The organism is Halomonas sp. McD50-4 (genome assembly GCF_022348135.1).
GTDB classification, from domain to species: domain Bacteria; phylum Pseudomonadota; class Gammaproteobacteria; order Pseudomonadales; family Halomonadaceae; genus Vreelandella; species Vreelandella piezotolerans.
Genome location: NZ_JAKRFG010000001.1, coordinates 479,384 through 501,756, shown reverse-complemented (window position 1 = coordinate 501,756; position 22,373 = coordinate 479,384). Strand labels below are relative to the sequence as shown.

General features: G+C 58.8%; 20 protein-coding genes. 8 read left to right on the top strand and 12 right to left on the bottom strand.

Annotated features, from left to right (window positions below; translation table 11 throughout):
* Positions 1 to 22: 22 nt before the first annotated feature.
* Genes MHM85_RS02390 through MHM85_RS02370 form a run of 5 tightly spaced genes read right to left on the bottom strand, consistent with a single transcriptional unit; the run spans position 23 to position 5,451 of the window.
* On the bottom strand, positions 23 to 292 hold the full coding sequence (locus MHM85_RS02390) for a K+/H+ antiporter subunit F (RefSeq protein ID WP_044629074.1): 270 nt from the start codon (positions 290 to 292) through the stop codon (positions 23 to 25).
* Positions 286 to 783 carry a Na+/H+ antiporter subunit E gene (locus MHM85_RS02385; RefSeq protein ID WP_153842825.1) on the bottom strand — a complete coding sequence of 166 codons (498 nt, stop codon included), beginning with the start codon at positions 781 to 783 and terminating at the stop codon, positions 286 to 288. Before MHM85_RS02385 ends, MHM85_RS02390 begins: the two co-directional genes overlap by 7 nt.
* Complete coding sequence (locus tag MHM85_RS02380) at positions 780 to 2,291, bottom strand: monovalent cation/H+ antiporter subunit D (RefSeq protein WP_139527098.1); 1,512 nt, start codon at positions 2,289 to 2,291, stop codon at positions 780 to 782. The genes MHM85_RS02385 and MHM85_RS02380 overlap by 4 nt, the downstream gene beginning before the upstream one ends.
* Entirely contained in the window at positions 2,288 to 2,620 is a 333-nt protein-coding gene (locus MHM85_RS02375) for a Na+/H+ antiporter subunit C (RefSeq protein WP_139527099.1), read from the bottom strand. Before MHM85_RS02375 ends, MHM85_RS02380 begins: the two co-directional genes overlap by 4 nt.
* Positions 2,620 to 5,451, bottom strand: a complete 2,832-nt coding sequence (locus MHM85_RS02370) for a monovalent cation/H+ antiporter subunit A (RefSeq protein WP_239284229.1) — start codon at positions 5,449 to 5,451, stop codon at positions 2,620 to 2,622. The genes MHM85_RS02375 and MHM85_RS02370 overlap by 1 nt, the downstream gene beginning before the upstream one ends.
* Positions 5,452 to 5,610: 159 nt before the next feature.
* Between MHM85_RS02370 and MHM85_RS02365 the strand changes: the two genes are divergently transcribed.
* Positions 5,611 to 6,483, top strand: coding sequence for an ion transporter (locus MHM85_RS02365; RefSeq protein WP_153842828.1), 873 nt, complete (start codon positions 5,611 to 5,613; stop codon positions 6,481 to 6,483).
* 16 nt (positions 6,484 to 6,499) lie between these two features.
* Positions 6,500 to 8,206, top strand: a complete 1,707-nt coding sequence (leuA, locus tag MHM85_RS02360) for a 2-isopropylmalate synthase (protein WP_239284218.1) — start codon at positions 6,500 to 6,502, stop codon at positions 8,204 to 8,206.
* Positions 8,207 to 8,318: 112 nt separating this feature from the next.
* Here the strand turns inward: leuA and MHM85_RS02355 are convergent, their stop codons facing one another.
* The 3 genes from MHM85_RS02355 to epmB form a co-directional block, all read right to left on the bottom strand.
* Positions 8,319 to 10,328, bottom strand: a complete 2,010-nt coding sequence (locus tag MHM85_RS02355) for a pyrroloquinoline quinone-dependent dehydrogenase (RefSeq protein ID WP_239284494.1) — start codon at positions 10,326 to 10,328, stop codon at positions 8,319 to 8,321.
* Between the two features lie 46 nt (positions 10,329 to 10,374).
* Positions 10,375 to 10,731, bottom strand: a complete 357-nt coding sequence (locus MHM85_RS02350) for a hypothetical protein (RefSeq protein ID WP_239284210.1) — start codon at positions 10,729 to 10,731, stop codon at positions 10,375 to 10,377.
* A gap of 522 nt (positions 10,732 to 11,253) precedes the next feature.
* Complete coding sequence (gene epmB / locus MHM85_RS02345) at positions 11,254 to 12,288, bottom strand: EF-P beta-lysylation protein EpmB (protein ID WP_239284208.1); 1,035 nt, start codon at positions 12,286 to 12,288, stop codon at positions 11,254 to 11,256.
* A 116-nt stretch (positions 12,289 to 12,404) separates the two neighbouring features.
* On the opposite strand from epmB, the gene efp reads away from it, so the two are divergent.
* Together efp and epmA are read left to right on the top strand one after the other, a co-directional pair.
* On the top strand, positions 12,405 to 12,971 hold the full coding sequence (efp, locus tag MHM85_RS02340; RefSeq protein WP_139527117.1) for an elongation factor P: 567 nt from the start codon (positions 12,405 to 12,407) through the stop codon (positions 12,969 to 12,971).
* Positions 12,972 to 13,070: 99 nt separating this feature from the next.
* Positions 13,071 to 14,051, top strand: a complete 981-nt coding sequence (epmA, locus tag MHM85_RS02335; protein ID WP_239284197.1) for an EF-P lysine aminoacylase EpmA — start codon at positions 13,071 to 13,073, stop codon at positions 14,049 to 14,051.
* A gap of 23 nt (positions 14,052 to 14,074) precedes the next feature.
* Here the strand turns inward: epmA and asd are convergent, their stop codons facing one another.
* The 3 genes from asd to rsgA all read right to left on the bottom strand — a co-directional run bounded on the left by asd (position 14,075) and on the right by rsgA (position 16,867).
* Positions 14,075 to 14,917, bottom strand: coding sequence for an archaetidylserine decarboxylase (gene asd, locus MHM85_RS02330; protein WP_153842841.1), 843 nt, complete (start codon positions 14,915 to 14,917; stop codon positions 14,075 to 14,077).
* 10 nt (positions 14,918 to 14,927) lie between these two features.
* Positions 14,928 to 15,770, bottom strand: a complete 843-nt coding sequence (locus MHM85_RS02325) for a sulfurtransferase (protein WP_219861135.1) — start codon at positions 15,768 to 15,770, stop codon at positions 14,928 to 14,930.
* A 77-nt stretch (positions 15,771 to 15,847) separates the two neighbouring features.
* Positions 15,848 to 16,867 carry a small ribosomal subunit biogenesis GTPase RsgA gene (rsgA, locus tag MHM85_RS02320; protein ID WP_219861133.1) on the bottom strand — a complete coding sequence of 340 codons (1,020 nt, stop codon included), beginning with the start codon at positions 16,865 to 16,867 and terminating at the stop codon, positions 15,848 to 15,850.
* A 146-nt stretch (positions 16,868 to 17,013) separates the two neighbouring features.
* Here rsgA and orn point away from each other — a divergent pair, with 146 nt between their 5' ends.
* Positions 17,014 to 17,598 (top strand): oligoribonuclease, encoded by a 585-nt coding sequence (gene orn / locus MHM85_RS02315; RefSeq protein WP_153842844.1) that lies wholly within the window; start codon positions 17,014 to 17,016, stop codon positions 17,596 to 17,598.
* A 3-nt stretch (positions 17,599 to 17,601) separates the two neighbouring features.
* Here orn and queG read toward each other — a convergent pair whose 3' ends face one another.
* Positions 17,602 to 18,726 carry a tRNA epoxyqueuosine(34) reductase QueG gene (gene queG, locus MHM85_RS02310; protein ID WP_219861131.1) on the bottom strand — a complete coding sequence of 375 codons (1,125 nt, stop codon included), beginning with the start codon at positions 18,724 to 18,726 and terminating at the stop codon, positions 17,602 to 17,604.
* Positions 18,727 to 18,855: 129 nt separating this feature from the next.
* Here queG and MHM85_RS02305 point away from each other — a divergent pair, with 129 nt between their 5' ends.
* From MHM85_RS02305 to MHM85_RS02295, 3 genes are read left to right on the top strand one after another with little or no spacing between them, the layout of a single operon-like run.
* Positions 18,856 to 20,349 (top strand): NAD(P)H-hydrate dehydratase, encoded by a 1,494-nt coding sequence (locus tag MHM85_RS02305; protein ID WP_239284176.1) that lies wholly within the window; start codon positions 18,856 to 18,858, stop codon positions 20,347 to 20,349.
* Positions 20,350 to 20,360: 11 nt separating this feature from the next.
* Positions 20,361 to 20,858 carry a tRNA (adenosine(37)-N6)-threonylcarbamoyltransferase complex ATPase subunit type 1 TsaE gene (gene tsaE / locus MHM85_RS02300; protein ID WP_153842847.1) on the top strand — a complete coding sequence of 166 codons (498 nt, stop codon included), beginning with the start codon at positions 20,361 to 20,363 and terminating at the stop codon, positions 20,856 to 20,858.
* The gene (locus tag MHM85_RS02295) at positions 20,849 to 22,330 is read left to right on the top strand and encodes an N-acetylmuramoyl-L-alanine amidase (protein WP_139527126.1); all 1,482 of its coding nucleotides are present in this window, start codon (positions 20,849 to 20,851) and stop codon (positions 22,328 to 22,330) included. The genes tsaE and MHM85_RS02295 overlap by 10 nt, the downstream gene beginning before the upstream one ends.
* The last annotated feature ends 43 nt before the right edge of the window (positions 22,331 to 22,373 follow it).

Below are 22,373 nucleotides of genomic sequence, written 5' to 3'. Positions count from 1 at the left end.
CACTGCACCCCATCGATCAGGTTCATTCGATAATATCTCCGCGCAGAATGTATTTGCACACGGCCACGGTGCTAATAAAGCCGAGCATGGCGATCAGCAGGGCCGACTCGAAATAGGTCTTACTGTTGAGCCATAACCCGAGCAGCACGATCAAGGCGATGGAGTTGACGTACATAGTGTCCAGCGCCAGCACCCGATCAGGGAGGTCGGGGCCCACCGTCAGTCGGTAAAGGTTCATTAGTAGAGCCATCACCACCAGCGCTAAGGTGATATAGAGCGCAATACTCAGCATTCGTAAATCTCCTTGAGCGGCCGTTCGTAGCGTTCGCGAATTTGCTCGATGAGCGCCTCTTCATCGTCCACATTCAACGCATGGATCAGCAGGGATTTGCCATCCATACGCAGGTTGGCCGATACGGTTCCCGGCGTCAGGCTGATCGTGCTGGCGAGCAGCGTGATGGTAAAACGCTCCTCCAGCATCAGGGGGTACTCGATGAAGTGGGGTTTGAGTTTGCGCCACGGGTTCGCGATCAGGTACGCCACCTCGAAATTGGCGGTCACGATATCGCCTAATACTCGCAATCCAAAGCGCAGTAGCAGTATGGGTTTGTTGATACGTGGCCGGGCATCCCAAAAGCGATGGGTCAACAAAGGAATCACTATGGCCAGCGCGCCCCCCAATACCAGCTGACCAAAAGCGTAGCTGCGTACCAGGAGCAGCCATACCAGAAGCAGCAGTAACGATAGCACCGGTGTGGGTAGCCATTTGCGTGGGATAATCATGGTGTTTCTCCTGCGTCGGGCAGCAGCGTTTCGATCAATCGCTGAGGGTTGGCAAGCTGCTCACCCGTGGCTTGGGTGTAGCTGCTTACCGGCCCGGCAAAGGCCACCAGCAGCGGCGCAGCGCTGAGTAGCCACAGCATGCCCATCCACTGATAGCGGGATAGCGGACTGCCGCTAGGGCTGCCCCGGTGGCTGCGCCAAAACAGCGTCGAGCCCGCCCGGGAGAGGGCGATGAGCGAGGCGAGACTGGCCAGCAGCAGCAGCGGCCATAGCCACACGCGCTGGGTACCCTCGGCCGCTACCAGGACCATCGCTTTCCCCAAAGCACCCGACAGCGGTGGCATTCCCACCACGGCAATCGCACCGATGAAAAAGGCGATCGCCAGCGCATTGCCTTGTACCAGTGGGCGCCCTTTGACGATCCGCGTGCCGGCCTTGCCGCGCTGTAAGCCAATCATTTCCGCCAGTAGGAACAGGCCACCGGTCACCAGGGTCGTGTGGATGAGGTAGTAGAGCAGGGCAGACGTGGCCTCGGCGGAGCGCATGCCTACACCCGCCAGCAGCGTGCCAACCGAAATCAACACCAAGTAAGCCACCAACAGGCGTAGGTCACGGGCGGCCATCACGCCTACGCCAGCCGCTGCCAAGGTGGCAAGGGCTAGCCACCATACCCACGGCTGTTCCAGCGCGACGAGCCCGCCTGCCTGCTCGCCAAACATCAGCGAATAGACCCGAAGAATGGCGTAGATACCCACCTTGGTCATGATGGCAAACAGGGCTGCCACCGGGGCAGGTGCCGCTGCGTAGGCGCGGGGGAGCCAGAAATAGAGCGGCAAAATGGCTGCTTTCAGGCCAAATACCACCAGCAGCATTAACGCACCGGCCGTTACAAGCCCTTCACGCTCGGCGGGCAGGCTGGCGATTTTATAGCCCATATCCGCCATATTGAGCGTGCCGGTGGCCCCGTACAGAATGCCAACCGCAATCAAGAACAGCGACGAGCCTGCCAGGTTGAGCACCACATAGTGAACGCTGGCCTGAATGCGCGCTTTGCCGCCGCCGTGTAGCAGCAGTGCGTAGGAAGCCAACAGCAGCACTTCGAAGAAAACGAACAAGTTGAACAGATCGCCGGTCAAGAACGCGCCGTTGATACCCAGCAACTGCCACTGGAACAAGCCGTGGAAGTTACTGCCTTTCTCGTCGTCGCCACCGCAGGCAAACACCACAGCGCCCACGGCTAACAGAGACGTCAGGAGCACCATCAGCGCGGAGAGGCGGTCGAGCACCAGTACGACGCCAAACGGGGGTTGCCAGTCGCCCAACGCGTAGTAGGTGATATCGCCGCTGGCGGCTTGGTGCAGCAGGGCAATCGAAGCTAGCAGCAATAGAAACGTGGCAACGACACTGACGGCGCGCTTGTAATGCACGAGCCCCTGGCGTTGGTAAAGCAACAAAATACCTGCGACCAGCGGCAGTACCACGGGCAATACAATCAGATGCTGAATCATTCGCGGTCTTCCTTTTTACCATCCACGTGGTCGTTACCGACTTCGCTACGCGCCCGCATGGCGAGAATGACGACGAACGCCGTCATGGCAAAGCCGATGACGATGGCGGTGAGGACCAGTGCTTGAGGAAGCGGGTCGGCGAACTGAGAGCCCTCATTGACTAACGCGGCGCCATCCGTGGTCAGCCCGCCCATGGAGAACAAGAACAGATTGACTGCATAAGAGAGCAGCGTAAGGCCCACCACGACCGGGAACGTCCTTCCACGCAGCGTCAGATACAGCCCGCAGGCGGTCAAAACGCCCGTGGTGATGGCGTAGAGCATTTCCATTAGTGGGACTCCTTTTCGTTCGGCGTGTCGTGGTGGTCGGACATCTTCGGATCGGTCACCGGTCGGTGCGGTGTCGTCACCTTGCCCAAATTGGCCAAAATCATCAGTGTGGCGCCCACCACCGCAAGATACACACCCAAGTCGAACAGCAGCGCCGTGGCAAGCTCGAACGTGCCAATCAGCGGTAGACTGAAATAGCCAAACGACGAGGTTAGGAAGGGGTAACCCAGCAGCCAACTACCCAGCCCGGTGAGGGTGGCAATGGCCACACCGACCACGGCGACGGGCTGGAAGGGAAAGTTCAGGCGCTCCTGTGCCCACTCGACGCCCCGCGCCATGTACAGCAGGATCAACGCAACCGCGGTGATCAAACCGGCAATGAAGCCGCCGCCGGGCTGGTTATGGCCGCGTAAGAAGATGAAGGCCGATACCAGCAGTGCCAACGGCAGCAGTGCCATGGAGATCGAGGTCAAAATGGCCGGGTAGCGATCCGGTGACCAGACGCGCCCCTCGCCATCGCTGTGTGGCATGAACAGGCGCAGGCGGTTGAGCAGTTTGAAAATGGCCAGGCCGGCAATCGCCAATACGGTAATTTCGCCCAGCGTATCGAAGCCCCTGAAGTCGACCAGGATGACGTTGACCACGTTGTAGCCGCCGCCGCCAGGCTTGCTGTTCTCCACGAAGAAGTTGGAAATCGAAAGCGTCTCGCGAGTCATCACCGCGTAGTTCAAACTGGCCACCACGAGGCCCAGCGCACCGGCTAGCAGGATGTCGCGTACGTTGCGCATCGGACTCGATTCGGTTGGTGTTTTTTGCGGCAGAAAGAAGAGTGCCAGCATTAGCAAAATCATCGTCACGACCTCGACTGACAGCTGGGTCAACGCGAGATCCGGTGCGGAGAAGCGGGCAAAGGTCAGGGCGACGAACAGGCCCACTACCGACAGCATCAATAGTGATATCAAACGGTAGCGGTGGGTGGCTGCAGTAGCGACACCTCCAAACATCAGCATGCCTGCGCCGAGCAGTACGACGCCATCGATGGGCTGATTGCCTTGGCTCCCCGTCAGTTCTTGGATGCTGGCAAGACCGATCACCCCCATGAGTAGAGCGGCCCCCAGTAACCAGCCCATGTAGCGCTGTAGCGAATTGCCTTCCAGCTTGGTCATGACCTGTTCGGCGCGATAGCCGGTGGAAAGGATCAAACGCTCGAAAACGCGACGGGCATCGACGCTGTCGAAGGGCTGCATGAAACGACGCAGATCGGCATGGCGCCAGTACATGGCAATGCCCGCTGCAAAGGCGAGCAAGCTCATCATCAATGGCAAATTCACGCCGTGCCAGATGGCGAGATAGAACGATAACGGCTCACCCAACACGGCGTGGGTGGCTAGCTCCAAAATACCGGTCGCAAAAAAAGCAGGGAATAGGCCCACCAAGACACATAGCGCAACCAAAAGCTCCACGGGCAAACGCATGAGGTGAGGCGGCTCGTGAGGGGCTTTGGGCGTCTTCTCGCGGGCGGGCTTGTAGAAGACCGCATGGACCAGTCGCAGTGAGTATGCCACCGAGAGAATGCCGCCCAGCGCCGCCAACGCGGGCAGTACCCAGCTCAAGCCGCCCAGCACGGGAGTGGCGAGTGTCTCGGTAAAAAACATCTCTTTCGATAAAAAGCCGTTGAACAGCGGTACCCCCGCCATGGCGGCGGCGGCCAAGGTGGTGAGCAGGGCGGTGACCGGCATCGCTTTTTTTAGCCCGCCAAGCTGCTTCAGCTCCCGGGTGCCGGTTTCATGGTCGATGATACCCGCACTCATGAACAGCGCTGCTTTGAAGGTGGCGTGGTTCAGGATATGGAACAGCGCCGCCAGCACGGCCATGGGGCTGCCAATCCCCAGCAGTACGGTGATCAAGCCCAAGTGGCTGACAGTCGAAAACGCCAAAATGCCTTTCAAGTCGGTTTTGAACAGCGCAAACCACGCGCCATAGAGCAGCGTGATGGTACCCACCAGTGGCACGATCACGCTCCACAGCGCGCTATCGGCAATGGCCGGATGCAAACGCGCCATGAGAAAAATGCCCGCTTTCACCATGGTGGCCGAGTGCAGGTAAGCCGATACCGGCGTAGGAGCCGCCATGGCGTGGGGAAGCCAGAACTGAAAAGGAAACTGTGCGGACTTGGTGAACGCCCCCAATAATACTAGCACCAGCATCAGGGGGTAGCGCGCATCCTCGACGATGGCAGCGCCGCTAGTCAGCACGACATCCATGCGGTAGCTGCCCGCCATATCGCCCAGCAGAAGCAGGCCCGCCAGCAGAGCCAGTCCGCCTGCACCGGTCACGGTCAGTGCCATGCGTGCCCCTTTACGAGCATCGCTTCGGTAGGACCAAAAACCAATCAGCAGAAACGACGATAGGCTGGTCAGCTCCCAGAACAGCCAAAGTAGGATCAAATTGTCGGACATGGAAATGCCGACCATCGATGCCATGAACAGCATCAAGAAGGCGTAAAAACGTCCAAAAGGCTCATCGCTTGCCAAATAAAAGTGGGCATACAATAGAATTAGCAGTCCTATGCCCAGTATGAGCAGGTTGAAAAGCAGCGACAGGCCATCAAGGCGAAACGCCAGCTCCAGGCCAAGGGCGGGCATCCAGTCGGCTGCAAAACGCAGCGCTTCGCCCTCCAGCAGGGCCGGAATTTGCAGCAGCGTGAGTAGTAGCGCCGTTGCTGGCAGTATGCCCGTGGCAAGCGAGCACCAAGTGCGGCCGCGTTGGGCAGTCAGTGCCGGCACCAGTACGCCCAGTAACGGCAGTAAGGCCATCCACAGCAGTGTCATGAGGTCATCCAGCGCAAAAAATCAAAAAGTCACCCAAGCAACGAGCGTTGCCCAGGAGGCGAAGATACATCAAGTGAAACAACAGGATATCACTTGTATGGAAGGTGCGTGATTTTAGTATAAAGTGTCGACGTTAATCGTTAAGAGACTCCTTGCTCCATGAGTGAACCCTTTAATACCTGGCAAGCCCGCTTTGAAAAGCTGCGTAGCAACAAGTTTTTTGAAGGGTTGGTCATTTCCATTATCGTGATCTCTGCGCTGGTGATTGGCGCGAAAACCTACGAAGAAACGTCCCGAATAGAGCAGTGGTTGCTCTATCTGGATGTTGCCGTCACGGTGTTCTTCCTGGTCGAGATTCTGATCAGAATGGCAGCCGAGCGCAACTTAGTCAGCTTTTTTAAGAAGGGCTGGAACGTTTTTGATTTTTTGATCGTCACCGCCAGCCTGATTCCTATGGACGATTCGGAGATGGTGCTGCTAGCGCGACTGCTACGGATCTTCCGTGTACTGCGCTTGGTATCGATGATTCCCGAGCTACAGATGCTGCTCGCGGCGCTGGTCAAGTCGATTCCCCGCATGGGCTACGTCGTGCTGCTCATGTTCATCATCTTTTATATCTATGCGGCGCTGGGAAGCTTTCTTTTTCACGACGTGGATGAGTTTTTATGGGGCAACATCTCCATTGCCATGTTGACGCTGTTTCGCATTGCGACGTTCGAGGACTGGACGGACGTGATGTACGCCACTCAGGAAGTGTACGTTTGGAGCTGGATTTACTACTTGACGTTCATTTTTCTTACGGCGTTTATTTTTCTTAATATGATGATAGGTATCGTGCTGGACGTGATGCAAAAAGAGAGCGCGCAACTCGATGCCGACCATGAGGAAGGCGATCCGGCACAGCTGCAGGCGCTGCGTGATGACGTCCACTCGCTGAAAATGCAGCTCGATCGTATGGAAGCCGCCATGGCAGAGCGTCATGCAGCTACGACGCCTCCACATCGCCCTTCAGACTCTGCGACAACCGATTAACGACAGGAGCGCCACTATGATGCTGTCCGACCCCTCTAAAAAGTATCGCCCCTTCGTGGCCGTGGACTTGCCTGACCGCCAGTGGCCAAGCCAGCGTATCGACACACCGCCCATCTGGTGCAGCGTGGACCTGCGCGATGGCAACCAGTCGCTAATCGATCCGATGGATCAAGAGCGTAAACAGCGCCTGTTCGACATGCTCTTGAAAATCGGTTTCAAAGAGATCGAAGTGGGTTTCCCTTCCGCCTCGCAAACCGACTTCGACTTCGTACGTTCGCTGATCGAGCAAGACAAAATTCCTGAGGACGTGACCATTCAGGTCCTGACCCAAGCGCGTCCACACTTGATCGAGCGCACCTTCGAGGCGTTGAAGGGCGTCAAGAACGCCATCGTTCACGTCTACAATGCCACCGACCCGATGTTTCGTCGGGTGGTGTTCAACGTGGATAAAACCGAGTGCGTGCAGATTGCTGTCGAAGCGACGGCGCAGATTCGTGACTTGATGGCGGCCAACCCGGAGACGAACTGGACTTTTCAGTACTCCCCCGAGCTATTCACCACCACCGAGATGGACTTCGCCGTCGAGATCGTCGAGGCGGTGATGGATACCTTTGGCCCTAGCGTCGACAATAAAATGATCGTCAACCTGCCGGCCACGGTGGAAGTCGCCACGCCGAACAACTACGCCGACCAGATCGAGTGGTTCTGCCGCCATGTGAAAAAGCGCGATACCCTGATCGTCAGCGTTCACCCGCACAACGACCGTGGCACTGGCGTGGCGGCCGCCGAGCTAACGCTGATGGCGGGAGCGGATCGCGTCGAGGGCACGCTGTTTGGCAACGGCGAGCGTACGGGTAACGTGGATATCGTCACGCTGGCGATGAATATGTATACCCAAGGCGTTCACCCGCAGCTCGACTTCTCCAACATCACTCCCATCATGCGTGAGGCCGAGTATTGTAACCAGTTGCCCGTTCATCCACGTCACCCCTATGTGGGCGATCTGGTCTTCACCGCGTTCTCGGGCTCTCACCAGGATGCCATCAAAAAGGGCATGGCCGACCGTCGCGTTCACCCTGAGGCGCCGTGGGATGTTCCCTACTTGCCCATCGACCCCCTAGACGTTGGCCGTAGCTACGAAGCGGTCATTCGCGTGAATAGCCAGTCGGGCAAGGGCGGTATCTCCTACTTACTAGAGCAGGAGTACGGGATCGAACTGCCGCGCAGACTCTCTATCGAGTTCAGCCAAGTGGTCCAGGAAGTCGCCGACCGCACGGGTAAAGAGATCACCTCGCAGATGATCTACCAAGCCTTCGCCGACGAATACTTGGAACAGCATTCACCCCTGGCACTGGTCAACCATCGCCTCTCGTCCGAGCCAGATAGCCCTAAAGTGGCGCTGGAAGCGACGGTCGAGAATGGTGGTCAGCGGCAAACTCTGACCGGCGAAGGCAACGGCCCGCTGGCCGCGTTCATCAAAGCGCTGGTGGCAAGCGGGCAAGAGGTGGAAATCATCGACTACCACGAGCACTCCCGTGGCCAGGGAGCCGATGCCGAGGCCATCGCCTACGTCGAGGTGCGTATCGATGGCAAAGCGGTGTTCGGCGTAGGCACCGATGAGAGCATCACCAGCGCCTCCATGAAGGGAGTGCTGAGCGCCATTAATCGCCACTGTTCCACTCAGCCCGCAGCGGCGAACGTGACGGCAGCGACATTGGGATAAATGCTCAGACGATTCCTCCAAAAAGGATATCAACGCACTGACAGTGGGCGTTAATCAAAACGGAGCTGCCCCCTATAGGCCGCTCCGTTAATGGATGCCTCAACCGCCGACGCTATTCTGGCAGGGCGTAAACGGCGATCTGATCACCTACCTGATTTTTCAGAATGGTATTGCCACCAGAGACGAAGGCGACGTATTGCCGGCCCTCGTACTCATAGACCGCGGGGTTGGAGACGGAAGGGGCTTCGGTTTGGTCCGACCATAGCTCCTCACCGGTTTCCAGCGAGTAGGCACGTACCTTGGCATCCATCGAGGCGCCGATGAAAATGACGTTACCTGCGGTGACGGCTGGACCGCCAATGGTAGGCGAGCCCCAACGTTCGGGCATGAAGAAGCCATACTGTTGAGAAACGCCCATTGGGCGGCGCCATTTGATGTCTCCCGTGGTCATATCGATGGCAACGAGTTCGCCGAAGGGCGGCTCCCAGCAAGGCATGCCCCAGCGATTGAGCGCGACTTCCAAACGCATACCGTAGGGCGCTCCTTCCTGAGGGGCGAAGCCGCTTTCGTTGCCTGATCCGCTATCTGCTTTTTCATAGGCCTCGCGCTCATATAGCTTGATGTACTGCACGATGTGCGAGGTATTGACGATAGCGGTCTGGCTGTCAGGCTCGAAGGCCACTCCACCCCACTGCACGCCGCCGGCGCTAATGGGATAGCCCAGCGTGCCTTCACCTTGAGTCGTCGGTGGGGTGTACATGCCTTCGTAGCGGAGTTCATCCCAGAGCGCCGAGCATTCGCCAAAGCTGACTGCGTCGGCAAGCGCCCAAACGTTGGGTTTCTCGGATTGATCCAACAGCGGTACCGGTTTGGTCGGGAATGGCTGGGTGGGCGCGTAAACCTCACCTTCGACGCTACCGTCGCCGCTCGGCACTGGCCGCTCTTCGATAGGCCACACGTCTTCGCCGGTTTCGCGATTCACCACGAAGAGAAAGCCCATTTTGGTCGCCTGAAGCAGCGCCGGGATCTCTTCACCATCGACGGTAATGTCCATCAACGTCGGGGCCGCAACGGTATCGTAATCCCAGATATCGTGGTGAACCCATTGGCGTGACCACACCACCTCGCCTGTCTCGATATCCACGGCGGTGGTGGATGTTCCTAAGGGCACTTCCTCGGTGCGATTGCCGCCCCAGTAGTTGGGCGATGGCGAAGACACGGGTAAATATACCAACCCTAGCTCTTCATCAGCGGACATATGTGTCCACACGTTAGCCGTTCCGCTCTGCTCTCGCACCTCATCAGAGAGCGCCTGGAATGTCCATTCGCGCTCGCCAGTGCGCGCATTGATGGAGAAGACCGTGCCAGGGGGCGCCTGCTCATAGGCCCAATCATTGCCTGCCCAGCCAAGAATCAAGTGGTCGCCCACAACGGTGGGTGGCTGCAGTAATGACAAGGGCCATTTATCGTGGGTGTCGTTCCATTGATTGACGTCGAGCACGCCGTTCTCGGCAAAGTCTGCGCACTGTTCGCCGGTATCGGCGTCGACTGCAAACAGCTGGGCATCCATGGTGCCCATGTAGATTATTTTTTGGCAGGGCTCGCCTGCTTCTGAATCAGTCGCCTCCCAATAGGCGACACCGCGATTCTTCAAGGCGGGCTGGGTGAGAGCTTCCAAGGAGGATTGTGTATCGAAACTCCATTTCTCTTCACCACTTGCAGGGTCAAGTGCCAGGATCCGGTAAAACGGCGTGCCGATGTACAGCGTATCATTGGCAAACACCGGCGTGGCTGACCAAACCGTCGCGGGCAGATCGCCTGAGCCATCGGCCACATCGCCCGTATGCAACTCCCAGACTTTTTCCAAATCGGCGACGTTATCTGCAGTGATCTGATCGAGCGGGCTGTACTTCTGGGCGTTGAGCTGGCCGTGGAAGCTGTCCCAGATGGGCTCTTCAGGTACCAATGGGATGGGCGAGGCGCTAGAAGCTGTTTCCAATGAAGCATTGTCTTGCGCTGTTGATGGTTCGTTCTCGACTGAGTCCTCCTGAGCCATGAGCGGCAACGGAGTTAGGACGAGGGTCAAAGCGGTCATCGCGCTTAAACCAGGCTTAAAGGACATCAGTGGAGCGCTGGAGAGGGATAAACGGGTCGTCATGAGCAGCTCCTTAAGAATGCGCAAGGCGCGACGGGCGCATCAGGTCGAGTATCAGGCCTATTAGGCCTACTACCATGGCTACGCCTATCCACCATTGATGAAGTAGCACAGCGGTGAATCCCGTGCCGCCGAGACCCAGCAGAATGAGTATCCGTAGGAAAATGGCAGTGCCGGGACCTTGAGTAGACGCCAGTAGCAGGGCCAATATGGCAAGCGCGAGACAGGCCAAGATGGCTACCAATGCACCGAGTGTTCCAGTGACGCCGGTCAGTGGAGTAAAATAGGCATACAGCGCGATGGCAAGCCCCGTAAGCGACGCGATTAGCAGGACGATCGCGCCCGATTTTGAGGGAAAAGATGACGACATGACGAGTTGGCCTCCTGCCGTGGGTGGTTCCTGATCTGAAATCTAACGCCGCATCAAGCAGAGTTAGACTTATAAACCTAGCAGAAAACCTCATCCTTACGATTTGGAAACATGCAAAGGCTCCAAAGTCGCCTATCCCGTTTTCGTAAGCAGAGGGATAGCGCGTGCATGTTGGGTGCCTGATATGGTTCTACTTGCGACAAGACTAGGCCTCTTTGGTCGGCGGCATCCCCGGAACAGCTTTCGAAGGAGGCGTCATCGCGGATCAATGACGAGAAGTAGCTATTTAAAACGCTCATTATTTCAATACATGTGCAGAGCGTCGCTGGTTTACCCAGTATTTATGAAGGCTCTGTTGATCAAACCTTAGAGGCCCAAGCATAGGCAGGAGGTGTTGCTCATCACGGCGGATGACTGGTGGCTGTACGCTGGGCCTATCTGAAAGATGTAAACTAACGTCTCGTTCGTCGCTTCATTGCTGAGTCACCCGAGCTACTGAGAGCCGCAGTTTTACCAAATGTATCACAGCGGCGTTTTACTCCCTTTTCCGGGGATCTCCCGCACCAGGCGCGGCATCAAAAAACCGGGCAAATGATCGCGCAGTGCAGCCACCAAGTCGCGGGCTTCGTCGTCGGGCACATCGAAATGGGCAGCGCCCTGTACAGGATCGAGTACATGCAGGTAGTAGGGCAGAATGGCTGCCTCGAACAGCCGCTCCGACAGCGCTGCCAAGGTGGCGACGTCATCGTTGATGCCGCGCAGCAGCACGCTCTGGTTGAGGAGCGTTGCGCCCGCTCGTTTGAGTCGCGCGCAGGCATCGACGACCGCCTGATCGATCTCGTTGGCGTGGTTGATATGCAATACCACGACCGTTTGCAGGCGTGTCGATGTGAGCCAGCTGAGTAAAGCGTCATCTACTCGGTCAGGAATCACCACCGGTAGACGGGTATGAATGCGCAGTCGCTTGAGGTGAGCAATGCTTTCTAACTGTTCGACCAGCCAGGCCAGTTGGCGGTCATTGGCCGCCAACGGGTCACCACCCGACAAAATTGCCTCGTGTAGGGTCGTGTCGCTACGTAGGTAGTCGAGTGCTTCCTGCCACTGCGCTCTTGAGGGGGAGTTATCGCTGTAGGGGAAATGGCGGCGAAAGCAGTAACGACAGTTGATCGCACAGTTAGGGCTGGCGATCAGCAGCACCCGGCCCGCATACTTATGGATCAACCCTTTCGCTGGCCGATGGTCGGCCTCTTCCAGAGGATCGACGACGTAGCCTTGAGGCGTCAGCGCCTCTTCGCTTAGCGGCATCACTTGGCGCAACAAGGGGTCGTTGATGTCGGCATGGGCGATTCGTGTGAGGTACGCTTCCGGCACGCACACGTCGAAAAGGTCATGCCCTATTCGAGCGCCCGCTAGCCAGTCACGGCTCAAACCCAGCCGTTCACACAGTATTTGTGGGTCGCGAATGGCGTGAGTAAGCTGCTGCTGCCAAGTGGAAGGCACCCGTGCGTCACGATGGCTTTGCGCTTCAGACGCGGCAATAATGATGTTCTCCTGCAAAAAAGCCCTCCTTCGGGTTATCATGCGCGCACTTATTGAGCGACGCCATAGGCAACGTATGGCATCGCGCATCACCTGTCGAAGCCAATAACTGAAATGGATGATTGAGAAACATTATGGCGAACTATTCTACCAACGAATTCAAGGCCGGTCTGAAAGTAATGCTCGACGGCGACCCTTGCTCGATCGTCGAGAACGAGCTGGTCAAGCCGGGTAAAGGCCAAGCGTTCAACCGCGTCAAGCTGCGCAACTTGATGACGGGTCGTGTCGGTGAGCGTACGTTCAAGTCTGGCGACTCGCTGGAAGGTGCCGACGTCATGGACCTGGAAATGGAGTACCTCTACACCGACGGTGATATGTGGCACTTCATGAAGACCGACGGCTCTTTCGAGCAGTATGCCGTCGAGAAAAAAGCGCTCGGTGATACTGAAAAATGGCTCAAAGAGCAGGTGCCGTATACGCTGACCCTTTGGAACGACAAGGCGATCTCGGTCACGCCGCCCAACTTTATCGAGCTGGAAGTAGTCGAAACCGATCCCGGCTTGAAGGGCGATACGGCCCAGGGCGGCTCGAAGCCAGCCACACTGTCGTCAGGTGCCGTGGTTCGCGTTCCGCTGTTCATTAACCAGGGGGAAGTCCTGAAAATCGACACCCGTTCTGGTGAGTACGTATCACGCGCTTGATCGCGCGATAACCAAAGCGGCAGACGTAGTCGCTCGAGCATTTCATTGATAAAGCCACGCGATACTATTGCGTGGCTTTATGCTGTTAGGGAGAAGGGAATGACACTGAACTGGCAGCCAACGGCAACGGTGGACACCTTGCGCGAGCGCGCTCGCTTGATCGCTACGGTGCGCGCCTTTTTTGCCGCGCGGGACATATGGGAAGTGGAGACGCCAGTGCTCGGCCAGGGGGGGAGTACCGATGTGCATTTGGTGTCGCTAGCGACGCTTGCCCGCACGGATAAAGGTCAGCGCAAACTATGGCTGCAAACCTCGCCCGAGTTTCATATGAAGCGGCTGCTGGCAGCCGACAGCGGCCCCATCTTTCAACTGGCCAAAAGCTTTCGTGATGGTGAAGTGGGGGCACGACACAATATCGAATTCACCATGCTGGAGTGGTATCGCCCTGGATTCACACTCGCACAGCTGATCGAGGAAACGACGGCGTTGGTGGCGCACGTACTGCCGCATTCACCGGGCCCGGTGGTGCACTATCGTTATCGTGAACTTTTCCATCGTCACTTGGAAGTCGACCCGTTCACCACGTCGCTGGAAACGCTGCGAACGCTAGCGGCGCAGCGGGGCAATATGTCGGCCCAAGCGCTAGCCGAAGAGGGGCGCGATACGTGTCTGGATCTATTGATGGGCATGGTCATCGAGCCCACGCTTGGGCAGCAGGAACTGAGCGTGGTCGTCGACTACCCGGCGAGCCAAGCGGCGCTGGCGCGACGCCACCAGGATGCCGACGGTGAGTGGGTGGCGTCGCGCTTCGAGCTATACATGAACGGCATCGAGCTGGCCAACGGCTACGATGAGCTGACCGATGCCGAAGAGCAGCGCCAGCGTTTCGATGCGGATAATGCCGAGCGCCGCCGGTTAGGGCTGACGGAAGTGGAGGTCGATGCTCATTTGCTGGCAGCGCTAGAGCAGGGGCTGCCCGCCTCTTCCGGCGTAGCGCTAGGGCTGGATCGTTTGATTCAGCTGGCGCTGGGCAAAGCACGTCTGGAAGAGGTCTTGGCGTTTTCGACGGCCAACTGCTGACCAATAGCGTTGGCCGTCTTGCATTAAGGCGTGGCTGTCGCTAGGGACTGGCCCATCTGGATTTTCGTCCCTAGCGCATGGTTGCCGAACATAATGGGGTTGGCAAAGCACATGACCACGGTGGAACCCAGCTTGAAGCGGCCCATCTCCGCGCCTTTTTCCAGCACGATGGGCTGCCCGAAGCGCATACGCTGCGGGTGGCCCGACAGCGGCGTGACCTGACCAGACCAAACCGTCTCGATGGCCGCCACGATCATGGCGCCCACCAGCACCATGGCCATCGGGCCGTGTTCGGTATCGAAGATACAGACTAAGCGTTCATTACGGGCGAACAAGCCGGGCACATGGTTAGCGGTAGCTTGATTGACCGAGAAGAGACGCCCAGGCACGTAGATCATTTCCCGGAGCGTGCCGGTTACCGGCATGTGCACGCGGTGATAATCGCTTGGCGAGAGATAGACCGTCGCAAAGCTGCCGTTCAAAAACTCATCGGCCAACCTTTTGTCGCCGCCCAGCAACGTTTGAGCGGAAAACGTGTGCCCCTTGGCCTGCACTAGCATGCCCGCCGTGGTGAGGCGGCCAAACTGAGAGAGCGTGCCGTCAGCAGGACTCAGCACACCGTCACCCAGTGGGCGCGCATCGGCTCTTAGCGCCCGGGTGAAGAAGTCGTTGAACGTGGAGTAGGCGGTCGGGTCTGGCTCGAGCGCCTGGCTCATATCCACGTTGAAGCGCTTGATGAACGCATTGATCAGGGTGTTTTTTACCCAAGGGTGATCGCACTGGCCAAACTTACCCGTTAGGCGTGATAGGGCGTGCTGAGGCAGCGGGTACTGCAGCAGTGAAAAGGCTTTTTGGGAAAGAGTCACAGTAATGTCTTCATTTCTCGATAGGTGTGTCGTCGCGATTGCCCCACTCGCCCCAAGATCCCGCATAGCCGCGCATGTTGAAGCCAAGCGCCTTGCCGACTAGCCAAGTAAAGCTGCTGCGGTGATGGCTTTGGCAGTGAGTGGCAATTTCCATGTCGGGAGTGAGTCCAAGCGCATTGAGTTCGGTCATCAGCTCGGCGTAGTCGCGGATTCTCAGCGCGCGGCTGCGATCCATGGCGTCCAGCCAATCCATGTTCACTGCACCAGGAATGTGTCCTAAGTGTTTGTTATTACCGCGTTCGCCGTCGTACTCCGCCTTGGAGCGGGCGTCCCAGATGGCAAACCGCTTGTCGCCGAGCTTCTCTTTGATCTCGTCGCAGGTGATGGCGACGTTGGGGTTGAGAATCTCGGCGTGGTAGTCGCTGGGTGTCGGGGCGGTCAGCTCGGTGCTCTCTTCCAGCCCTGCGTCACGCCAGGCGTGAATGCCGCCGTTCAGGTAGGAGTAGCGGGTGTGGCCAATCAGTTCCAGCGTCCAGAGCAGCCGTGCCGCCCAGCCGCCGCCTTCGTCATCGTAGGCCACCACATGGGTGTCGCGGGTCAATCCCAGCGCGCTAAACAGCCTAGAGAGAAATGCGACCGATGGCACGTCATTGGGGACTGGACCTTCCCCGCGCATCAGGTAGCGGAAATCGAGATAGACGGCGCCAGGAACGTGGCCTTGGCGGTAGCTGTCGCCGTTGACGGGCACGTCGATGATGAGCAGTTGGGGCGCCTGCAGGTGCGCGTGTAGCTGCTCCGGCTCGACGATGAGCGGGAGTAGGTTGTGCTCTGATGAGTGGCTGGCAGTGCTCATGTCCGGTTCCCTGTCCTGGATGGTAAAACGAACACGACAGGGTGTAGCGATGCCACCCCATCATGGAGAATTCGTTACTACGGGTTCAAGCTATCGAGTATGCGTCGGTAGCTGGCAAAGCGCTCTGGATGAATCTTGCCTGCCTCGACGGCCTCTAGTAAAGCACAGCCTGGCTCATTGCGGTGGCGGCAGTCGCGAAAACGGCACAGGCCCAAATAGGGATGAAACTCGATGAAGCCCTCGGTTACGTCCTGCTCGTCCAGATGGATCAGACCAAATTCCCGAATCCCTGGTGAGTCGATCAGCTCGCCATTGCTGACCTCGTCGCGGCGCATGGCGTAGAGCCTTGCCGTGGTGGTCGTGTGGGTCCCTTTGCGTGAATCTTCCGACAGCGCGCCAATGCGTAGGGTTTCATCGGGCAAGAGCAGGTCGATCAATGAAGACTTGCCCACCCCGCTTTGGCCGACGAAGACCGATGTGCGCCCCTCTAACTGCTGGCGCAGCGCATCCAAACCGTGGGGATTGGCCGTTGTCGTGCGTATGACGGGATAGCCCAGCGCACGATAACGCTCCAAGAGCTTACCTAGTTCGCCGCCATCGTCGGGCAGCAGATCCGTTTTGTTGAGTACCAGTACCGGCGCGATTCCCGTCGCTTCGGCAGCGACCAGATAACGGTCGATCAGGTTGGGGTGGGGCGCGGGCTCCACGGCAAACACGATCAGCAGCTGGTCGATGTTGGCCGCGACCGGCTTGAGCTGACCGCGGGGGTCGGGACGCTTTAAGATGCTGTCGCGCTCTTCGCGGGCAACGACCACCCCCGAGCCGTCCTGGCCTGCCCGCCAGATGACTCGGTCACCGGTCACCAAACCCTCGAGGTTGGCGCGCAGGTGGCAGCGTATGGGCGTCCCGTCGGCGTCACGAACTTCCAGCGTGCGGCCAAAATGGGCCATGACGCGGCCCGGCTGTTCGGGGCCATATTCGCCCGCGGAGAGCTTTTCGGCGTCCTTGGCATCACGTTTTTCGGCACGCTGGGCGCGTTCGGCTTGGATTTTCTCGACGCGCCACTGCTGCTGACGGCTTAATTTACGTTTGCTCATGACCACCCGATGATCGTTACAATAGAGGGCATTGTACCCATCTAGGCGGCCCACTGTCCTGTATGGGGTGCGGGTTGGCGCAAGATAAGCGACACTTTTGTTCACTGCGCCGAAACAAGGGCGACCCTGACCAAGGAATGAATGTAATGAGCGAGCAAAACGGCGCACCGCGTAGTGACCTGTTGGTGTGGATCGATTTGGAAATGACCGGTCTGGAACCGGACAAAGAGCGTATTATCGAAGTGGCGACACTGATCACCGATGCTCGTTTGAAGGTCGTGGCAGAAGGGCCGGTGATCGCCGTCAAGCAGCCCGATCGCTTGCTGGCCAATATGGACGATTGGAACCAGAAAACTCACGGTGAGTCTGGATTGGTGGCGCGCGTGAAAGCGAGCACCGTCGAGACGCAAGAAGCAGAGCGTCAGACACTCGATTTCTTACGCCAGTACGTCGTTGCGGGCTCTTCGCCGATGTGCGGCAACAGTATTCACCAGGACCGCCGCTTTTTGGAGCGGGAAATGCCCGAACTGTGGGCGTTTTTCCACTACCGCAACCTGGATGTCTCGACCGTCAAAGAGCTGGCCAAGCGCTGGAACCCTGGTGCGCTGGCGGGCTTCAAGAAGCAAAACGCCCACTTGGCCATGGACGACATCAAGGAGTCGATCGCGGAACTGGCCCACTATCGTCGCACGTTTTTACGCGTGGAAGAGGGCAGCGACGAAGAGGAGTAGCGTTCAGGCGCGCGTGGCGATACGCGCATCACGCTTGCGGCGCTGCTCCGCGAGTGCCCAGGCAACATGTTCACGCACTAGGTCGCTTGGGTAGGCCCGTCTGGCCCATAGCGCGGCCTCGACGGCATCGCTCCACGGGGCGTTGCCCAGGCCAACGGCGAGATTGCGCAGCCAGCGCTCGTAACCGATGCGGCGAATGGGGCTACCGGCGGTTTTGTCGAGAAACTCCTCTTCGCCCCAACTGAACAGCGCGATGAGCGAGGCGCGATCGAGATCGTGGCGTGGCGCGAAGTCTGCTTCTTGGGTGATTTTCGTGAAGCGTGTGAACGGGCAAACGAGCTGGCAATCGTCGCAGCCATACACGCGATTGCCCATGGCGCGCCGATACTCTTCGGGTATGGCGCCGGGTAGCTCGATGGTGAGATATGAGATGCACTTGCGCGAATCGACGACCTTATCGTCCACGATGGCCCCAGTGGGGCAGGCGGTGCGGCAGGCGCTACAGCTACCGCAGTGCTCCTGCTCGAAGGGCGCATCGACGGGCAGGGGGAGGTCGGTATACAGCTCGCCAAGAAAAAACAGCGAGCCTGCTTTGGGGTTCAGTAGCATGGCGTTTTTGCCGAACCACCCCAAACCCGCCTTCTGGGCAAGCGCGCGCTCCATCACCGGCGCCGAGTCCACGAAGGCGCGGAAGCCAAATTTTCCTACTTCCTGCTCGATTTGCTTGGCTAGCTGCGCCAAACGTTTGCGCATCAATTTGTGATAATCACGCCCCAATGCATAGCGAGATACGTAGGCGCGGTGCGGTTGCCCCAATACTTTGGCACTCTCTATTTCGGCGGGCAGATAGTCCATGCGCACGCTGATCACTCGCTGTGTGCCGGGTTCCAGCTCCTCGGGGCGCGTGCGCTTGGTGCCGTGCTTGGCCATGAAAGCCATCTCGCCGTGATAGCCACTCTCCAGCCAGCGGTTCAAGTGCGCCTCGTGGGCAGCTAGGTCCGTGTCGGCGATGCCGACCTGTTGAAAGCCCAACTCGCGTCCCCACTGCTTGATCTGCTCGGCCAGCCGATGCAGGTGGTCATGGGTCAGAGCGTCGCTGGAGGGTGGAAATGTGATGGAACTTGGCATGGTCAGTCAACGGTGATGCGTTAAGCGCGCTATGCTAACGCATTAGCCGCTGGCACGACATGCCGCGTATGACGACGCGGGTAAGGTATGCGCATGAGGGTTGATTTAAGGCCTTTACAAGGAGTCATTGTGTCTACGTTGAACACCTCTTCACTTCGTCCTCTCTACACCGCATCACAGGTCCGTGAGTTGGATAGGCGTACCATTGCCGGGGGGATCGACAGCTTTGCCTTGATGCAGCGAGCGGCCTCCAGCGCTTGGCACAGTTTTCGCTCGCGCTGGCCCCAGGCGCGCAGCGTGACCGTGCTGTGTGGCGGCGGTCACAACGGCGGTGACGGTCACGTGCTGGCAGCGCTGGCCATGCAGTCGGGCCTCAAAGTGCAGCGTCTTTCTCTGAAGCCGCTAGATACGCTTTCTGGTGACGTGGCGCGCGCCGCCGAGCTGGCCACGGCTGCAGGCGTCAGCTTCGAAGAGTGGCAGCCAAGCACGACGCTGACTGGCGAGGTCATCGTCGATGCGCTGCTGGGTACGGGATTGACCGGTGAGGTCGAAGGCAGCGTCAAGCAGGCCATTACGGCCATTAACACCGCGTCTCAGCCCGTGCTGGCGCTGGATATCCCTTCGGGAGTGTCGGCCGATACCGGCGCGATGCTGGGTACGGCGGTCGAGGCCACCTGCACGGTAACGTTCATTGGCGACAAAATCGGCCTACATACTGGCGAGGCGCCTGCCTACGCCGGTGACATCGATTTTCGCCCCCTGGGCGTCAAAGCGCAGGCGTTTTTCGATATTCCGCCGACCGCTTGGCGGTTGGATGAGGCAATGCTCAGCGAGGCATTGCCACCTCGTTCGCGCACCAGCCATAAGGGGAGCCTAGGGCACGTACTGGTGATGGGCGGCGCGCCGGGGTTTGGTGGTGCGGCGCTGCTAGCCTCTCAGGCGGCAGCGCGCTTAGGAGCAGGTAAGGTGACGCTCGCTACCGCACAGGAACACCTGACTGCCAGTCTCGTGCGCTGCCCAGAAGTCATGGCGCGTGCAGTGCGTAGCGGGGCCGACGTGGCCGAGTTGCCCGCCAATGCGGATGTCGTGGTGGTTGGGCCAGGGATGGGGCAAGAGGCCTGGGGTCAGGCAGTGCTGCAAAGTGCGCTACAGGCATCGACACCGCTCGTCATCGATGCCGATGCGCTCAACCTGCTGGCCAGTCGCTGGCCAACGCTTTGTCGGGACGACTGGATATTGACGCCTCACCCTGGCGAAGCGGCCAGACTGCTGGGCTGCAGTGTGGCCGATGTCCAGGCGGATCGTCCGGCGGCCGCCCGGGCGTTGCAGCGCGCCCGTGGGGGCGTCGTGATTCTGAAAGGTGCTGGCAGCCTGGTGGCGGGTCCCAGCGGACTGGTCGTCTGCCCTTACGGGAATCCCGGCATGGCGAGCGGCGGTATGGGCGATGTGCTGAGCGGCATGTTGGGCGCCTTGATGGCTCAACTGGGCGGCTTGGAGCAGAGCGCTTGGCTGGGTACGATGCTGCATGCTCTGGCAGGCGACGAGGCGGCCAAAGCCGCCGGAGAGCGTGGCCTGTTAGCCAGTGATCTGGCATCCTATGCACGAGTGCTCATTAACCCGTGAAGGCGGCCAACATGCAGGTGCAATTGAACGATGAAGTGGCCCACGTTGCCTTTGGTGAGGCGCTGGGTCGAGCGCTAAGTGGTCGCGGGCGCGTTTATTTGGAAGGCGATTTAGGGGCAGGTAAAACCACCCTGACGCGCGGCATTTTGAGAGCATACGGCTATCAGGGAGCCGTTAAGAGCCCAACCTATACTTTGGTGGAGCCTTACGAGCTGGGCGATCAACGCATTTACCATCTGGATTTGTATCGTTTGGCAGACCCAGAAGAGCTTGAATTCATGGGCGGACGAGACGTTCTCGCCGATGATGCTCTCTGTCTGATCGAATGGCCCAGCAGAGGCGAGGGTTGGTTACCCGCACCCGATGTGCGCATTCAGCTCTGCGTAGCGGCGCAGGGTCGAACGGCGCGTTTGACGGCCGAAACCGCCTTTGGCCAGCGTGTCTTAGCGCCGTTGGAGGCAAGGATCATCGATAATTCGCGGGAGAGTGGTGGGATTCAATGGATATGAAACGACCCCTCGTTCGGCTATTCATCCGCTGCGCAGTAGGATGTGCGTTTTTATTGACCGCCAGTGCGACCACCGCGCAGGCGGCCAACGTCGAGAGTATGCGGCTTTGGGCGGCACCCGATCACGCGCGTTTGGTGTTCGATCTCACGGGGGCCACGCAAGCCAACGTATTTTCGTTGGACAATCCGTCACGTCTGGTGATCGATCTAGACGACAGTCAGCTCAATACCGATGCCTCCACGCTGCCACTGGAAGGCAGCGCCATTTCCGCCGTTCGCACGGGGGTGCGAGACGAGGGCGGCTTGAGGGTGGTGCTCGAGCTTAACCGTGCTATCGAGCCTCGTCATTTTACGCTTCCGCCTAACGACCAGTATGGGCATCGTCTGGTGGTCGATCTGGAGTATCCCGGCGAGAGTGCAGTGGAAAATCCCATCGATCCCATCGAAGCGATGATTCGTGACCAAGAGATGATGGCACAGCGCTCGGCCCAGGCGCGGCTACCCGGCGTAGAGGCCGACGTGCCATCTCCAGCGCCAGATCAGCCGCCGGTAGAGGTGCAGCCCGCTCAGCCGCACCCACAGCGGGACATTATTATTGCCATCGACGCCGGGCACGGTGGCGAGGACCCGGGTGCCATTGGCCCGGCGGGCACCCGTGAAAAAGATGTCGTGCTGGAAATTGCCCGTCGGCTCGCCTCCGACGTCAATCGCACGCAGGGGTTCAAAGCCGTGCTGATTCGCGATGGCGACTACTACCTCGGTTTACGCCAGCGCACCCAACTGGCTCGTGAGCAGAAGGCCGATTTCTTCGTCTCGATTCACGCCGATGCCTTCACTAGTCCCCGCCCTCAGGGTAGCTCGGTGTATGCGCTGTCACAGCGTGGGGCGACATCAGAAACGGCACAGTGGCTGGCCGATAGTGAAAATCGCTCGGATCTGATCGGCGGTGTCGATGGCAGTTTGTCGCTGCGTGACAAAGACCAAGTGCTGCGCGGGGTGCTGCTGGACCTTACCATGACCGCGACGCTCAACGACTCGCTGTCGATTGGCGGGCAGGTACTCGAACAGCTTGGGCGAGTCAACCGGTTGCATAAATCCCGGGTCGAGCAGGCGGGCTTTATGGTGCTGAAATCACCGGATATTCCATCGCTGCTGATTGAGGTGGGCTTTATATCGAATCCCGACGAAGAGCGTCGCCTGCGCGACCCAGTGCACCAACAGGGGCTTTCGACGGCCATTTTCAGCGGCCTGCGCGACCATTTTCAGCGTAATCCACCGCCAGCCAGCCTGCTGGCGTGGCAGCGGGATCATCAGCGCAGCCCCACGGGCGACGAATATCGCATCCAATCAGGCGACACGCTCTCCTCGATTGCCGTTCGCCACGGTGTCCCGGTGAACCAGCTGAAACAGGCCAACGATTTGAATGGCGACATCATTCGTGTGGGGCAGGTGCTACGTATCCCCAGTTCGTGACACGCATGCTTAATAAACCACTTAGATGCTGAATGTTGAGGTG

Excerpts from the sequence above, each read along its gene's own strand:
- epmA (WP_239284197.1), top strand. The coding sequence starts at position 13,071 with ATGACACTGAACTGGCAGCCAACGGCAACGGTGGACACCTTGCGCGAG.
- MHM85_RS02380 (WP_139527098.1), bottom strand. The coding sequence starts at position 2,291 with ATGATTCAGCATCTGATTGTATTGCCCGTGGTACTGCCGCTGGTCGCA.
- MHM85_RS02385 (WP_153842825.1), bottom strand. The coding sequence starts at position 783 with ATGATTATCCCACGCAAATGGCTACCCACACCGGTGCTATCGTTACTG.
- rsgA (WP_219861133.1), bottom strand. The coding sequence starts at position 16,867 with ATGAGCAAACGTAAATTAAGCCGTCAGCAGCAGTGGCGCGTCGAGAAA.
- leuA (WP_239284218.1), top strand. The coding sequence starts at position 6,500 with ATGATGCTGTCCGACCCCTCTAAAAAGTATCGCCCCTTCGTGGCCGTG.
- tsaE (WP_153842847.1), top strand. The coding sequence starts at position 20,361 with ATGCAGGTGCAATTGAACGATGAAGTGGCCCACGTTGCCTTTGGTGAG.
- orn (WP_153842844.1), top strand. The coding sequence starts at position 17,014 with ATGAGCGAGCAAAACGGCGCACCGCGTAGTGACCTGTTGGTGTGGATC.
- MHM85_RS02355 (WP_239284494.1), bottom strand. The coding sequence starts at position 10,328 with ATGTCCTTTAAGCCTGGTTTAAGCGCGATGACCGCTTTGACCCTCGTC.
- MHM85_RS02370 (WP_239284229.1), bottom strand. The coding sequence starts at position 5,451 with ATGACACTGCTGTGGATGGCCTTACTGCCGTTACTGGGCGTACTGGTG.
- MHM85_RS02390 (WP_044629074.1), bottom strand. The coding sequence starts at position 292 with ATGCTGAGTATTGCGCTCTATATCACCTTAGCGCTGGTGGTGATGGCT.
- MHM85_RS02295 (WP_139527126.1), top strand. The coding sequence starts at position 20,849 with ATGGATATGAAACGACCCCTCGTTCGGCTATTCATCCGCTGCGCAGTA.
- queG (WP_219861131.1), bottom strand. The coding sequence starts at position 18,726 with ATGCCAAGTTCCATCACATTTCCACCCTCCAGCGACGCTCTGACCCAT.
- efp (WP_139527117.1), top strand. The coding sequence starts at position 12,405 with ATGGCGAACTATTCTACCAACGAATTCAAGGCCGGTCTGAAAGTAATG.
- MHM85_RS02365 (WP_153842828.1), top strand. The coding sequence starts at position 5,611 with ATGAGTGAACCCTTTAATACCTGGCAAGCCCGCTTTGAAAAGCTGCGT.
- MHM85_RS02325 (WP_219861135.1), bottom strand. The coding sequence starts at position 15,770 with ATGAGCACTGCCAGCCACTCATCAGAGCACAACCTACTCCCGCTCATC.
- MHM85_RS02375 (WP_139527099.1), bottom strand. The coding sequence starts at position 2,620 with ATGGAAATGCTCTACGCCATCACCACGGGCGTTTTGACCGCCTGCGGG.
- MHM85_RS02350 (WP_239284210.1), bottom strand. The coding sequence starts at position 10,731 with ATGTCGTCATCTTTTCCCTCAAAATCGGGCGCGATCGTCCTGCTAATC.